Genomic DNA, 13,877 nt, shown 5'->3' on the forward strand with positions numbered 1-13,877 from the left:
CGCACCGCCCAGACCGTTCTGCGTGATGTCCTCACCCGTCACGGCCTTCACGACATCCGGCCCGGTGATGAACATCTGCGAGGTCTCACGGACCATGAACACGAAGTCCGTCAGCGCCGGACTGTAGGCCGCACCACCCGCACACGGACCCAGCATCACCGAGATCTGCGGGATGACACCCGAAGCCCGCGTATTGCGCTGAAAGATCCCGCCGTAGCCGGCCAGCGCCGACACACCCTCCTGGATCCGCGCACCCGCACCGTCGTTCAGCGACACCAGCGGAGCACCGGCCGAGATGGCCATGTCCATGATCTTGTGGATCTTCGTGGCATGGGCCTCGCCCAACGCACCCCCGAAGATCCGGAAGTCGTGCGCGTACACGAACACCGTCCGGCCGTGGACCGTACCCCACCCGGTGATCACACCATCGGTGTACGGACGCTTCGCCTCCAGCCCGAACCCGCTCGCACGATGCCGCCGCAACGGCTCCACCTCACGGAAGGAACCCTCGTCCAGCAGCAGATCGATCCGCTCCCGCGCCGTCAGCTTGCCCTTGGCCCGCTGCGCCTCGGTCGCCTTCTCGCTCGGCCCGCGCCAGACCTCCTCGCGAATCGCATGGAGTTCGGCCACGCGCCCCCGGGCGTCGTTCGCCGTGGCGGGCACCTCTTGCGATGTGGTCATGCAACGACAGTACGAGCGGGAGGCCCGGTTTCGGGCCATCGACTCTGTACAGTGTCCGTCCGCTCTTCATGGTGGAACCCGACAGACGCGCACGACCGCGGGCCCCGGCCCGGAGGAGGCGGGGGCCCGCGATCGGGTTCGCCGGCCGGTCCCGCGGACCCGGGCCCGGCCGTCCGGGTCAGCGCCCGGCCACCGCCTCGGCCAGCGCGAGCACCCGGCGCGCCTCCTCGACGTGCAGGTTCTCGATCATCCTGCCGTCCACCGTGACCACCCCGCGCCCCTGTGACGTGGCCTCTTCGAACGCGGCGATGATCCGCCGGGACCGCTCGACGTCGGCCTGGGCGGGTGCGTAGATCCGGTTGCAGGGCTCCAGTTGCCCGGGGTGGATCAGCGTCTTGCCGTCGAATCCCATCCTGCGGCCTTGGAGGGTCTCCTCCTCGAAGCCCGCCGTGTCCTTCACGTCGTTGTAGACACCGTCCAAGATGACCCGCCCGGTGGCCCGGGCCGCGAGCAGCGCCATGGACAGTCCGGTGAGCAGCGGGGCCCGGCCCGGGACGTGCTCCGCGTGGAGCTCCTTGGCCAGGTCGTTGGTGCCCATGACGAGCACGGTGAGACGCTCGGAGGCACCGGCGATGGCGCGGGCGTCGAACATCGCGACCGGGGTCTCGATCATGGCCCAGATGGCGGTGCGGTCGGGGGCACCGGCCGCCTCCAGCGCGGCCTCGACGGCGCGGACGGTGTCCGGGGAGTCGACCTTGGGCACGACGACCGCGTCCGGGCCCGCCTCGGCGGCGGCCCGCAGGTCGTCGGCGTGCCAGGGGGTGCCGGGCGCGTTGACCCGGATGGTCACCTCGCGGTGGCCGTACTCGCCGCCGGCCGCGGCGGCCGCGACCCGGCCGCGGGCCTCGGCCTTGGCGTCCGGGGCGACGGAGTCCTCCAGGTCGAGGATCAGCGCGTCGGTGGGGAGGGTCTTGGCCTTCTCCAGGGCGCGCTCGTTGGCGCCGGGCATGTAGAGCACCGAACGGCGCGGGCGCGGCTCGCCGCTCATCGGGCCTCCTCCCCTGCGGTGGCGGCCGCGTAGGCCGCGGCGAGCTCGGGGTCGCGGGCGGCGAGCGCGTCCGCGAGGTCGGCGACGACCAGGCACTGCTTGTAGGTGGCGTCGTCCTGCATCTTGCCGTCGATCATCACCGCGCCGGTGCCGTCTCCCATGGCCGCGATGACCCGGCGGGCCCAGGCGACGTCCTGCGGCGACGGGGAGAACACGCGCTTGGCGATGCCGATCTGCACCGGGTGCAGCGACCAGGCGCCCACGCAGCCGAGCAGGAACGCGTTGCGGAACTGGTCCTCGCACGCGGTGGTGTCCTGGATGTCCCCGAACGGCCCGTAGTAGGGCAGGATGCCGTGCGCCGCGCAGGCGTCGACCATCCGCGCGATCGTGTAGTGCCACAGGTCCTGCTGGAACGTCGGCCGCGGCCCGTCGCCGGCGGCTCCCCCGCCGGAGGCGGGCGGATCGGCGCGCACCAGGTAGTCGGGGTGGCCGCCGCCGACCCGGGTGGTCTTCATCCGGCGGCTGGCGGCCAGGTCGGCCGGGCCGAGCGAGATGCCCTGCATCCGGGGGCTGGCGCCGGCGATCTCCTCGACGGCGGCCACACCGGCGGCGGTCTCCAGGATGGCGTGCACGAGGATCGGCCGGGTGAGTCCGGCCTTGGCCTCCAGCTGGGCGAGCAGCCGGTCCACGTAGTGGATGTCCTGCGCGCCCTCGACCTTGGGCACCATGACGACGTCGAGCTTGCCGCCGATCTCGGGCACGAGGGTGAGCAGGTCGTCCAGCGCCCAGGGCGAGTCGAGGCTGTTGATCCGCGTCCACAGCTGGGTGTCGCCGAAGTCCACGTCCCGCGCGGTCTTCACCAGCCCGGCGCGGGCCGCCTCCTTGCGGTCGGCGGGGACGGCGTCCTCCAGGTTGCCGAGCAGGACGTCCACCTGCGGCGCGAGGGACGGCACCTTGGCCGCCATCTTCTCGTTGCCGGGGTCGAAGAAGTGGATCATCCGTGAGGGCCGGAACGGCACCTCCCGCACGGGGGCCGGAGCCCCCACGGCCAGCGGGCGGAAGAAGTCCTTCGCCGAGCGCATGCGATCTCCCGGTTGTCGGTCGGGGTGAGGGTGTGGCGCCACCCTACGGGGAGCGGCCCTCGCCGGTTACCCGACAGTACGTGTGCCGTTCGTCACCGGTGACCAGCGCATCGCGAGATCGGGTTCGCGCTCCATGTTGCCGGAGCCGTCGGTCTCCGCCGTGACGGTGAAGCCGTGGCGGACGTAGAACGCGCGCGCGTCGGTGTTCTTCTGGAACACGAACAGGCCGAGCCCGTCCGGCCGGTGGGCCTTGGCGGCGGCCAGCAGGAGGCTGCCGATGCCGTGCCTGCGGTGCTCGGCCAGCAGGTAGAGGGCGTCGAGTTCGTCGCCCTCGACGGCGGCGTAGCCGACCACGGCGCCGTCGGCCTCGGCCACCCAGACGGCGCTGCCGGGCAGCACGACGTCCCGCACCCAGGACTCCACCTCGGCGTCGCTGCGCTTGCGCGGCGGCAGGTAGGGCATGGTCGCCTCGCGCGACCTGATGTGGACCTGAGCGATGGCGGCCGCGTCGGCCGGCTGGGCGGGGCGTACCAGCGGCGCGGGGCGGGAGCCGGCGGGGGCGTTCTCACGGGAGGTGTCGGTCACCCCGGCACCCTACGAGGACACCACCCGCCCGGCCGAACGGTTTTCCGCCGGCCGGACGGGTGGCGAGGGCCCGGAGCGCGGGCCCGGAGGCGCGGTACCGCGGCTGCGGTGCCGCGCGGTGTGCTTCGGGTGCGCTCGGCTCCGCCGGGGTCAGCAGCCGCCGCAGTTGTAGTAGAGGACGTCCCAGTGGCTGCCCTCGTCGGTGTAGACGTTCCCGGCGGCGGAGTCCCACATGGGGTAGCCGTCGCCGCGCAGCCCGGCGTACGCGAACACGTTGTGCACGTAGTTGTTGAGACAGGTGTACTTGCTCATGTCGAGCTTGTAGCCGTTGTAGTGCGAGTACGTGCCGCTGGCGTGGCCGACCTCGGTGCCGCCGGTGATGTTGATCGCGCAGCCGCTGGCGTGCTTGAGGGTCACGGCGCCCTGCGCGGTGGCCTGGTTGAGGCCGTCGAAGGACGTGCACGTGGAGTTGTTGCGGTTGGTGCAGCCGCCGGACGACGACCAGGTGATGCCGGCCGCACGGAACATGCTCTCGGCCTGCGCCTGCGTCAGCTTGGTGACCGCGAACGCGTCGTGGCTCGAGGCGAGCCCGACGCCGGGCGCGAAGAGCACGGTGAGCAGGAGCGTCAGGGCGGTGACCACCGCCCGCAGACGGGTGCGCGGACGCGCGGGGGACGGGACGACCAGGGTGGTGCTGCTCATGCGATCTCCTCCTGCGGAGGCGGGCGTTGCCGCCTGGGATGGGGGATGTGCAGGTGGCGCAGGAGGAGTCTGCCCGAGCTCTACGCGCGTCCGCCAGGGTTCGGCCCGGATCTCCGTGCGGGCCCGGTCCTGGTCGCCGGACGGGCCCGCCGTGATCGCCCCGGGTCACCCCGGCACTACCGCGCCGTCACTCCTGGGGTTCGAGGCCGGCCCGCAGCAGGCCGTAGGCGTAGGCGTCGTCCAGGGCCTGCCAGGACGCGGCGATGACGTTGTCCGCTACGCCCACCGTGGACCACTCACCGCTGCCGTCGGTGGTGGTGATCAGCACCCGCGTGGTGGAGTCGGTGCCCGAACGGCCTTCCAGGATGCGGACCTTGTAGTCGACGAGGGCGAAGCCGGCCAGTTGCGGGTAGATCCGCTCCAGGCCCACCCGCAGCGCGCGGTCGAGCGCGTTGACCGGGCCGTTGCCCTCGGCGGTGGCGACGATCCGCTCCCCCTTGGCCCACACCTTGACCGTCGCCTCGTTGGCGTGGATGCCGTCGGGGCGGTCCTCGATGATGGCGCGCCAGGACTCGGTGCGGAAGAAGCGGCGCGGGGTGCGTCCGCCGGCCTGCTCGACCTCACCGCGCATCAGCAGCGCGAACGAGGCGTCCGCGGCCTCGTAGGTGTAGCCCTGCAGCTCACGCTCCTTGACCCGGTCGACGACGCGCTGCACCAGCGCGCGGTCGCCACCGAGGTCGATGCCCAGTTCCCGGCCCTTGAGCTCGATGGACGCGCGCCCGGCCATGTCGGAGACCAGCATCCGCATGGTGTTGCCGACCAGTTCGGGGTCGATGTGCTGGTACAGGTCCGGGTCGATCTTGATGGCCGAGGCGTGCAGCCCGGCCTTGTGCGCGAACGCGGACACGCCGACGTACGGCTGGTGGGTGGACGGCGGCAGGTTGACGACCTCGGCGATGGCGTGCGAGATCCGCGTCATCTCGCCGAGCGCGCCGTCGGGCAGCACCCGGCGGCCGTGCTTGAGCTCCAGCGCGGCCACGACCGGGAAGAGGTTGGCGTTGCCGACCCGCTCGCCGTAGCCGTTGGCGGTGCACTGCACGTGGGTGGCCCCGGCGTCCACCGCGGCCAGGGTGTTGGCGACCGCGCAGCCGGAGTCGTCCTGGGCGTGGATGCCCAGGCGGGCGCCGGTGTCGGCGAGCACCAGCCCGGTGACGGCCTGCACCTGGGCGGGCAGCATGCCGCCGTTGGTGTCGCACAGCACGACGACCGAGGCCCCGGCCTCGTGCGCGGCGCGGACGACGTCGGTGGCGTAGGCGGCGTCGGCCCGGTAGCCGTCGAAGAAGTGCTCGCAGTCCACGAAGACCCGGCGGCCCTGGGCGACGAGGTAGGAGACGGTGTCCCTGACCATCTCCAGGTTCTCCTCGAGCGTGGTGCGCAGGGCCAGCTCCACGTGCCGGTCGTGCGACTTGGCGACCAGTGTGATGACCGGGGCGCCGGACTCCAGCAGCGCGTTGACCTGCGGGTCCTCGGCGGCCGAGGCGTTCGCCCGGCGGGTGGCGCCGAACGCGACCAGGACGGAGTTGCGCAGCTTGAGCTCGCCGCGGGCCCGGGCGAAGAACTCGGTGTCGCGCGGGTTGGCGCCGGGCCAGCCGCCCTCGATGAAGCCCACCCCGAAGTCGTCCAGGTGCCGCGCGATCGTCAGCTTGTCCGCGACGGTGAGGTTGATCCCCTCACGCTGGGCGCCGTCGCGCAGCGTGGTGTCGAAGACGTGGAAGCCGTCGTCGAGTTCCGTGGTCATAGCCGTCTCACTCCTGTCAGGTGGATGGGTGTCCCCCGGGCGGCCTGAACCCACCCGGAGGTTCCGACTCCACTTGCCCCCAGCTCTCCCGTGCGAATTCGCCTCCGGCGCGGATGGGCCGGGAAACGAAAAAACCTCTCGCGGATGCGAGAGGTCTGCACGCGGGTCTGGGACACGGTGACGCTTCACTGGGGTCAGTGGGGCGTCACTGCGGACCGGCGTGCCTGCGGCCAATAATCATGGCGGGCGAGGACACGTTCGCAGTCTGCCACACCGCTCCGCTCGCGCCGCACCCGTCTCACCATCCGGTCCCCCCCGCCCGCCCCTCGGTCACCCCCCGCCGGGGCAGGGGCTCGCCGTCCTGGCGGGGGGGGTCGCCCTGTGCGGGCGAACGGCAACCCTCCGGGGCAGCCCCTCCCGCGCAGGGCGAACCGCTGCCCGGGGAGGGCGAACCGCTGGGAGAGGGGCGTCGTCAGACGCCCAGGGGGTGCATCCAGGTGTGCGCGTCAGCGGAACGGCCGGTCTGGATGTCGAGGAGCGCGGAGCGCAACCGCATGGTGACCTCGCCGGGCTGCCCGTCCGCGACGGACCAGTCCGCACGGGTGGACTTCACCGACCCCACGGGAGTGATCACCGCGGCGGTGCCGCACGCGAACACCTCGGTGAGCGTGCCGTCCTCGTTGCCCCGCTTCCAGTCCTCGACGCTGATCCGGCCCTCGCTCACCTCGTAGCCGAGGTCCGCGGCGATGTTGAGCAGCGAGTCGCGGGTGATGCCCGGCAGCAGCGAGCCGGACAGCTCGGGGGTGACGATGCGGTCCCCGTACACGAAGTACAGGTTCATGCCGCCCATCTCCTCGATCCAGCAGCGCTCGATCGCGTCGAGCCACACGACCTGGTCGCAGCCGTGCTCGATGGCCTGGGCCTGGGCGACGAGGGACGCGGCGTAGTTGCCGCCGGTCTTGGCCGCGCCGGTGCCGCCGGGCGCGGCGCGCACGTACTCCTCGGACAGCCAGACGGAGACCGGCTTGACGCCGCCGGAGAAGTAGGCGCCGGCCGGGGAGGCGATGACGAGGAAGAGGTACTCGTTGGCGGGGCGGACGCCAAGGCCGACCTCGGAGGCGAACATGAACGGCCGCAGGTACAGCGACGCCTCACCCTGGCTCGGCACCCACGCCTTGTCCTGCCGCACCAGCGCGTCGCACGCGGCGATGAAGGTCTCGACGGGCAGTTCGGGCATCGCCAGCCGGCGGGCGGACGCCTGGAAGCGCTCGGCGTTGGCCTCGGGCCGGAAGGTGGCGACGCTGCCGTCGGGCTGGCGGTACGCCTTGAGGCCCTCGAAGATCGTCTGCGCGTAGTGCAGCGTCATGTTGGCCGGGTCGATGGACAGCGGCGCGTACGGGACGAGCTCCGCGTCGTGCCAGCCACGGCCCTCGGTCCACCGGATGGTGACCATGTGGTCGGTGAAGTGGCGTCCGAAGCCGGGGCTGGCGAGGATCGCTTCGCGCTCGGCGTCGGCCAGTGGGTGCGACGAGGGCTTGAGCTCGATCGTGGGCGTCGTCATGTGTGGTTCCTTCACCGTCTTCCGCTCTGCCGTCCCGGATGCTAGGACGTCCAAGTTTCGCGCCGTACCGCGGCCCCGCCACCGATTATCGCAGCGGCGGGGCCGGGTACCTACCTCTGGGCGCGGTTCAGCCGGGTCAGGCCGAGACCCGGGCCGCCAGCGCGTCCCCGATCTCCACCGTGGACCGGGCCGGACGGCCGGCACGCTCGGCGAGGTCGGCCTGGACGGCGGCCTCGATCCTGGCGGCCTCGGCCTCGTAGCCGAGGTGCCGCAGGAGCAGGGCGACGGAGAGCACGGTCGCGGTCGGGTCGGCCTTGGACTGGCCGGCGATGTCCGGCGCGGAGCCGTGCACCGGCTCGAACATCGAGGGGAACGTGCGGCCGGGGTTGATGTTGCCGCTGGCCGCCACGCCGATGCCGCCGGACACGGCCGCGGCGAGGTCGGTGATGATGTCGCCGAACAGGTTGTCGGTGACGATCACGTCGAAGCGCTCGGGCTGCGTGGTGAGGAAGATCGTGGCCGCGTCCACGTGCAGGTAGTCCGTGGTGACGTCGGGGTACTCCGCGCCGACGGCCTCGAAGATCCGGGTCCACAGCCGGCCGGCGTGCACCAGGACGTTGTTCTTGTGGACCAGGGTGAGCTTCTTGCGCGGGCGGGCCTGCGCACGCTCGTAGGCGTCACGCACCACGCGCTCGATGCCGTACGCGGTGTTGAGGCTGACCTCGGTGGCGACCTCGTGCGGGGTGCCGGTCCTGATGGTGCCGCCGTTGCCGGTGTACGGGCCCTCGGTGCCCTCGCGGACCACCACGAAGTCGATCTCCGGGCTGCCGGCCAGCGGCGTGCCCACGCCCGGGTACAGCTTGCTCGGGCGCAGGTTGACGTGGTGGTCGAAGGCGAAGCGGAGCTTCAGCAGGAAGCCGCGCTCCAGCACGCCGGACGGCACCGACGGGTCACCGATGGCGCCGAGCAGGATCGCGTCGTGCGCCGTCAGCTGCTCGAGGTCGTCGTCGGTGAGGGTCTGGCCGGTGGCGTGGTACCGCTTGGCGCCGAAGTCGTAGTCCTTCGTCTCCAGCTTCACGTCCTGCGGGAGTACGGAGGACAGGACCTTGAGGCCTTCGGTGACGACTTCGGGCCCGATTCCGTCGCCGGGGATGACTGCGAGGCTGAGGGTGCGAGACATGCCCGCACCCTACTCCGCGTCCCATCCCGTGACACACGCCGTCCGCATGCCGGACGAAAGGTGCGACCGACGGGGCCGTACGGGGGGCCGGGGGCGGCCGGAGCGGCGGGCCGGTGGTCAGCCGCGCTCGTGGCCGGTGCTGCCGCCGTTGTCACGGCGGTCCATCGAGCGCTGCAGGGCGCGCAGGGCGTTCTGGCGGGCGGTCTCGTCCATGGGGATCAACTCCACTGGAAATCGGAGGAGATGGGAGTGCCATGGAACGCGGGCGGTGGGCCGGCGCCGCGGGGGGTGACCCGCCGGAAGGGCGCCGTGCTCGCATCCGCCACTCGCTCGATCGAGCGGGACGTTCGGCTTACCCACAACGCTAGGCCAGCAGCTTCGTCCTGTCTCCACAATTACTCGGACTTCCTACTATCTGAGACGGAGCGGCGGTCCGGAACGGCTGGAGCGGCAATGGAAACCGCCCCCGCGACCGGATGGGGACCGGGGGCGGGGGCGGCGGTTCGGGGGCGGGCCGGGCTGGCCGGGGCGGCCGGGGATCAGCCCTGGTGCGGGTACCGGTAGTCGGTCGGCGGCACCAGGGTCTCCTTGATCGACCGGGTCGACGTCCAGCGCAGCAGGTTCTGCGCGGCGCCGGCCTTGTCGTTGGTGCCGGACGCCCGGCCGCCGCCGAACGGCTGCTGACCGACGACCGCACCGGTCGACTTGTCGTTGATGTAGAAGTTGCCGGCCGCGAACCGCAGCCGCTCCATCACGTGGGCCGCGGCAGCGCGGTCCCGGGCGATGACCGAGCCGGTCAGCCCGTACGAGGACACCGACTCCATCTGCGTGAGCATCGCCTCGAAGTCGTCGTCCTCGTAGACGTACACGCCCAGGACCGGGCCGAAGTACTCCTCGCGGAAGATCTCGTTCTCCGGGTCGGTGGAAGCCAGGACCGTCGGGCGGACGAACCAGCCGACCGAGTCGTCGTACGTGCCGCCGGCCACGACCTCGACGGTCGGGTCGGCCTTGGCGCGGTCGATGGCGGCCTTGTTCTTCGCGAAGGCGCGGTCGTCGATGACGGCGCCGATGAAGTTGGTGAGGTCGGTGACGTCGCCCATGGTGAGGCCGTCGACCTCGGCCGCGAAGTCCTCCTTGAAGCCGGCGTCCCAGATCGAGCGCGGGATGTAGGCGCGGGAGGTGGCCGAGCACTTCTGGCCCTGGTACTCGTAGGCGCCGCGGGTCAGCGCCGTCTTGAGCACCGCCGGGTCGGCCGACGGGTGGGCGACGACGAAGTCCTTGCCGCCGGTCTCGCCGACGATCCGCGGGTACGAGCGGTAGCGCTCGATGTTCTCGCCGACCGTGCGCCACAGGTGCTGGAAGGTGCGGGTGGAGCCGGTGAAGTGGATGCCGGCCAGGTCCGGGTGCTGCAGCGCCACCTCGGAGACGGCCAGGCCGTCGCCGGTGACGAGGTTGATGACGCCGTCCGGGAGGCCGGCCTCCTTCAGCAGGCGCATCAGCAGCACGGCCGAGTGCGTCTGCGTCGGCGACGGCTTCCACACCACGACGTTGCCCATCAGCGCGGGCGCGGTCGGCAGGTTGCCGGCGATCGCGGTGAAGTTGAACGGCGTGATGGCGTAGACGAAGCCCTCGAGCGGGCGGTGGTCGAGCCGGTTCCACACGCCGGGCGCGTTGGCGACCGGCTGCTCGGCGAGGATCTGCCGGGCGAAGTGCACGTTGAAGCGCCAGAAGTCGACGAGCTCGCAGGGGCTGTCGATCTCCGCCTGCTGCGCGGTCTTGCCCTGGCCGAGCATCGTGGAGGCGGCGATGGTCTCGCGCCAGGGGCCGGCCAGCAGCTCGGCGGCCCGCAGGATGATCGCGGCGCGGTCGTCGAAGGACATCGCGCGCCAGGCCGGCGCGGCGGCCAGCGCGGCGTCGATCGCGTCCTGCGCGTCGCCGGTGGTGGCGTTGGCGAAGGTGCCGAGGCGCGCGCCGTGGTTGTGCGGCTGCACGACGTCGAACCGCTCGCCGCCGCCCATCCGCTCCTCACCGCCGACGAACATCGGCAGGTCGACCGGGTTGCCGGCCAGCTCCTTGAGCTTGGCCTCCAGCCGGGTGCGTTCCGGGCTGCCGGGGGCGTAGCCGTGCACCGGCTCGTTGACCGGCGCGGGGACCTGGGTCACAGCGTCCATGGAGCGTTCTCCTCGTGGGATTCGGGTCAGCGGGCGGGGAGGAAGGAGCGGAGGAAGAAGGCGAGGTTGGCCGGTCGCTCCGCCAGGCGGCGCATGAAGTAGCCGTACCAGTCTGCGCCGTAGGGCACGTAGATGCGCATCCGCTCGCCCTCGTCCGCCAGGCGCCGCTGCTCGGCGGTCCGGATGCCGTAGAGCATCTGGAACTCGTACGAGCCGGCGACGCGGTGGTTGCGGGCGGCCAGGTCCTGGGCGATGGCGATCATCCGCGGGTCGTGCGAGCCGACCATCGGGTAGCCCTCGCCCTCGAAGAGGATCCGCAGCGCGCGCACGTAGGCGCGGTCGACGTCCTTCTTGTCCTGCAGGGCGACGTCGGCGGGCTCCTTGTAGGCGCCCTTGACGAGCCGCACGCGGGAGCCGGCGACGGCCAGCGCGCGGGCGTCGTCCTCGGTCCTGAACAGGTAGGACTGCAGCACCGCGCCGGTCTGCGGGTGCGCGCGGCGCAGCTCGTGCAGGATCGCCAGCGTGGAGTCGACCGTGGTGTGGTCCTCCATGTCCAGGGTCACCGTGGTGCCGATCTCGGTGGCCAGCTCGGCGACCTCGCGGACGTTGGCCAGGGCGATGTCGTGGCCGCCGTCGGGCAGCGACTGGCCGAACGCGGAGAGCTTGACCGAGACCTCGGCCCGCGGGCCCAGATCGTCCTTGCGCAGCGTCTCCAGCAGGCGCAGGTAGGCGTCGCGGGTGGCCTGGGCGGTGGCCCGGTCGGTGACGTCCTCGCCGAGGTGGTCGAGCGTGACCTCGAGACCGCCGGCGGTCAGGCCGCGGACGGTGTCCATGGCGGGGTCCAGCTCGTCGCCGGCGATGAAGCGCTTCACCACGGGACGGGTGACGGGTGCGGCGGCGACGACGCGGCGCATACGGTCGCTGCGCGAGGCGGCGAGCAACACGGGACCGAGCACGGTGGCTCCTTCGGGCAAACGGATTCTGCTGACGTGCGGCGGACGCGCGCCGTCACCGTGAATCTAGGTACCGGCTACCCCGTGGACCATCGACAGCTGTCACGCATCCGGGTGCGGTCCCTCATACAGATGTATGAGCGCGGTGCGGGACAATGGGCGGGTGGCCGGTGAGTACGGGGATTTCCAGGAGCTTGTCGACGAGGTGTCGGCGCTGCTCGGCGCGCCCGCGACGCTGGAGGACCGGGACTTCCGGCTGATCGCGTTCGGCGTCCACGACAGTGACGACGACGCGGCCATGGACCCGGTGCGCACCCGCTCGATCCTCACCCGGCGCTCGACCGTGGAGGTCCGCTCGTGGTTCGAGCGGTTCGGCATCGCCCGCGCCACCGGCCCGGTGCGCATCCCCGCCGCCCCCTCCGCCGGGGTGTTCCGCGGGCGGCTGTGCCTGCCGGTCCGGCACGGGGGCGTCGTGTACGGCTACGTGTGGCTGCTCGACGAGGCCGAGCACACCGAGGCGCAACTGGCCGCGGCGATGGCCGTCGCCGCCCGGATCGGCGCGCGGCTGGCGGCCGCGGCCACCACCGGCTCGGCGGCCGGCCAGGCGCTGCGCTCGCTGCTCACGGCGGGGACCCGCGCGGCGCGCGACGAGGCGGAGGACGCGCTGGGTACCGCGCTCGGCGCGTCCGCCGACGCCTCGCCCGCCACGCCGCACGCGCTGGTCTGCGTCCTGGGCGCCGTGAACGTCCCGGGGGCCGCGGGTGGCGCGGTGGCGGAGCCGGTGGAGCTGCCGGGGCTGCGCGCGGTGCCGGGCGCCGCCGCGATCGCCTCCGTGCCGTGGGCGCCGTCCGGCGCGTACCGGCACGTTCCGGCGGCGCCCGGCACACCCGTCCCGGCGGCCGGACGGCCGGAGCCGGTGGCGCTGCTGGTGCGACTGCGCTCCCCGCAACTGGCCACGCCCGCGCGGGCCGCGGCACTGCGCCTGCTGGAGACGCTCTCCCCCGCGGTGGCCGGGCTGAGCGACGGCAGGGAGCGACTCGACGAGCTGCCGGACGCGTGGCGGGAGGCGCTGGACGCGGCCCGCGCGGCCGAGGCACAGCCCGAGCTGGGACCGGTCGCCTCCTGGGCCGACCTCGGCGCGTACCGGCTGCTCACCGCGCTCCCCCCGGGCGCCCCGCCGGACTCCGCGGTCGCTCCCCTGCTCGCCCCCGACCACCGCGACCTGGCGCACACCGCCGAGGTCTACCTCGACCACGCGGGCCAGGCGGCCCGCACCGCCGCCGCTCTGGCCATCCACCGCCAGACCCTCTACTACCGCCTGTCGCGCATCGAGCAGCTCACCGGCCTCGACCTCGCCGACGGCCGCTCCCGGCTGCTGCTCCACATGGCACTGAAGGCCGCCCGGCTGTAGCCGGACGGCCTTCGGGGTGACCGCGGAACGCGCCCGCTACATGGCGTCGATCTCGGTGAGGTCGATGTCGAGGGTGAAGGGGGCGGAGAGCTTGAGGTGGTCGTGATGGATGCCCGTCAGCTCGTACTTCTCCCCCACCCGGTCGAGTTCGTAGGTGTGGATCGCGGGCCGGCCGCTGTCCGTGCGCTCCACGAGCCAGAAGTGCGGGATCCCGGCTCCGGCGTAGAGGAGCGGCTTGCGCTTGCGGTCGCGGGCGGCCGACTCCGGCGAGACGACTTCGACGGCGAGCACCACGTCCTCGGCCTGGTAGGCGGTCTCCGCATGTCCCGTCGCGGGTACCGCTTCCTGCCGGATCACCACGAGGTCGGGCTCCGGCCGGCTGTTCCTGTCCACCACGACCGTCATCTCGCGCCGCACCCGGAGATGGCCGGGCGACTGTGATCGCAGTCCCACTTCGAGGAGGAACATCGCCAGCGTGTGGAAACTCTTCTGCGGACCCACGAAGACGAGGCTCCCGTCGATCAGCTCGCTGTGCGGCGGGAGATCGGGGATGCGGTCCAGGTCGTCCGCCGTGAAGCCGCCCGGGGGCGGGAATACCCAGGCCGGAAGCCGTTCGGCAGTCATGATTCCTCCCATGGGCGGAATTCTGTCCGCCGTGGTCAGAGTGGTGCCGGGAAACGACAGCGCCGCCATCCCTACGAGTGA

At 72.3% G+C, this 13,877-nt stretch carries 12 protein-coding genes; 1 reads left to right on the plus strand and 11 read right to left on the minus strand.

The features are described from left to right. From BMW99_RS29920 to BMW99_RS29965, 10 genes are all read right to left on the minus strand, one after another. Window positions 1-681: carboxyl transferase domain-containing protein (locus tag BMW99_RS29920; RefSeq protein ID WP_322900217.1), on the minus strand; the 681-nt coding region annotated here is incomplete at its 3' end. A 178-nt stretch (window positions 682-859) separates the two neighbouring features. After that, entirely contained in the window at window positions 860-1,729 is an 870-nt protein-coding gene (locus BMW99_RS29925) for an HpcH/HpaI aldolase/citrate lyase family protein (protein ID WP_069462914.1), read from the minus strand. After that, window positions 1,726-2,811 (minus strand): HpcH/HpaI aldolase/citrate lyase family protein, encoded by a 1,086-nt coding sequence (locus BMW99_RS29930; RefSeq protein WP_069462915.1) that lies wholly within the window; start codon window positions 2,809-2,811, stop codon window positions 1,726-1,728. Before BMW99_RS29930 ends, BMW99_RS29925 begins: the two co-directional genes overlap by 4 nt. Window positions 2,812-2,877: 66 nt before the next feature. Then, the gene (locus BMW99_RS29935) at window positions 2,878-3,396 is read right to left on the minus strand and encodes a GNAT family N-acetyltransferase (RefSeq protein ID WP_069462916.1); all 519 of its coding nucleotides are present in this window, start codon (window positions 3,394-3,396) and stop codon (window positions 2,878-2,880) included. Window positions 3,397-3,546: 150 nt separating this feature from the next. After that, entirely contained in the window at window positions 3,547-4,098 is a 552-nt protein-coding gene (locus BMW99_RS29940; RefSeq protein WP_069462917.1) for a hypothetical protein, read from the minus strand. A gap of 187 nt (window positions 4,099-4,285) precedes the next feature. Continuing rightward, window positions 4,286-5,896, minus strand: a complete 1,611-nt coding sequence (cimA, locus tag BMW99_RS29945; RefSeq protein WP_075017916.1) for a citramalate synthase — start codon at window positions 5,894-5,896, stop codon at window positions 4,286-4,288. A gap of 472 nt (window positions 5,897-6,368) precedes the next feature. Next, the gene (locus tag BMW99_RS29950) at window positions 6,369-7,457 is read right to left on the minus strand and encodes a branched-chain amino acid aminotransferase (RefSeq protein WP_069467442.1); all 1,089 of its coding nucleotides are present in this window, start codon (window positions 7,455-7,457) and stop codon (window positions 6,369-6,371) included. A 136-nt stretch (window positions 7,458-7,593) separates the two neighbouring features. After that, a complete protein-coding gene (locus tag BMW99_RS29955) occupies window positions 7,594-8,637 on the minus strand; it encodes a 3-isopropylmalate dehydrogenase (protein WP_069467443.1) in 1,044 nt (347 codons plus the stop codon). Window positions 8,638-9,176: 539 nt separating this feature from the next. Next, complete coding sequence (gene pruA / locus BMW99_RS29960) at window positions 9,177-10,808, minus strand: L-glutamate gamma-semialdehyde dehydrogenase (RefSeq protein ID WP_075017917.1); 1,632 nt, start codon at window positions 10,806-10,808, stop codon at window positions 9,177-9,179. A 26-nt stretch (window positions 10,809-10,834) separates the two neighbouring features. Beyond that, window positions 10,835-11,764 carry a proline dehydrogenase family protein gene (locus BMW99_RS29965; protein ID WP_069467150.1) on the minus strand — a complete coding sequence of 310 codons (930 nt, stop codon included), beginning with the start codon at window positions 11,762-11,764 and terminating at the stop codon, window positions 10,835-10,837. Between the two features lie 133 nt (window positions 11,765-11,897). On the opposite strand from BMW99_RS29965, the gene BMW99_RS29970 reads away from it, so the two are divergent. Then, complete coding sequence (locus BMW99_RS29970; RefSeq protein WP_107485438.1) at window positions 11,898-13,172, plus strand: PucR family transcriptional regulator; 1,275 nt, start codon at window positions 11,898-11,900, stop codon at window positions 13,170-13,172. Between the two features lie 36 nt (window positions 13,173-13,208). Here the strand turns inward: BMW99_RS29970 and BMW99_RS29975 are convergent, their stop codons facing one another. Next, the gene (locus BMW99_RS29975) at window positions 13,209-13,796 is read right to left on the minus strand and encodes a Uma2 family endonuclease (RefSeq protein WP_069465743.1); all 588 of its coding nucleotides are present in this window, start codon (window positions 13,794-13,796) and stop codon (window positions 13,209-13,211) included. Window positions 13,797-13,877 lie beyond the last annotated feature (81 nt).

The sequence above is a fragment of the Actinacidiphila rubida genome (assembly GCF_900110255.1).
Lineage (GTDB): Bacteria > Actinomycetota > Actinomycetes > Streptomycetales > Streptomycetaceae > Actinacidiphila > Actinacidiphila rubida.

Coding starts and splice junctions, on each gene's coding strand:
- BMW99_RS29925 (WP_069462914.1), bottom strand. CDS start 1,729: ATGAGCGGCGAGCCGCGCCCGCGCCGTTCGGTGCTCTACATGCCCGGC.
- BMW99_RS29930 (WP_069462915.1), bottom strand. CDS start 2,811: ATGCGCTCGGCGAAGGACTTCTTCCGCCCGCTGGCCGTGGGGGCTCCG.
- BMW99_RS29940 (WP_069462917.1), bottom strand. CDS start 4,098: ATGAGCAGCACCACCCTGGTCGTCCCGTCCCCCGCGCGTCCGCGCACC.
- cimA (WP_075017916.1), bottom strand. CDS start 5,896: ATGACCACGGAACTCGACGACGGCTTCCACGTCTTCGACACCACGCTG.
- BMW99_RS29950 (WP_069467442.1), bottom strand. CDS start 7,457: ATGACGACGCCCACGATCGAGCTCAAGCCCTCGTCGCACCCACTGGCC.
- BMW99_RS29955 (WP_069467443.1), bottom strand. CDS start 8,637: ATGTCTCGCACCCTCAGCCTCGCAGTCATCCCCGGCGACGGAATCGGG.
- pruA (WP_075017917.1), bottom strand. CDS start 10,808: ATGGACGCTGTGACCCAGGTCCCCGCGCCGGTCAACGAGCCGGTGCAC.
- BMW99_RS29970 (WP_107485438.1), top strand. CDS start 11,898: ATGAGCGCGGTGCGGGACAATGGGCGGGTGGCCGGTGAGTACGGGGAT.
- BMW99_RS29975 (WP_069465743.1), bottom strand. CDS start 13,796: ATGACTGCCGAACGGCTTCCGGCCTGGGTATTCCCGCCCCCGGGCGGC.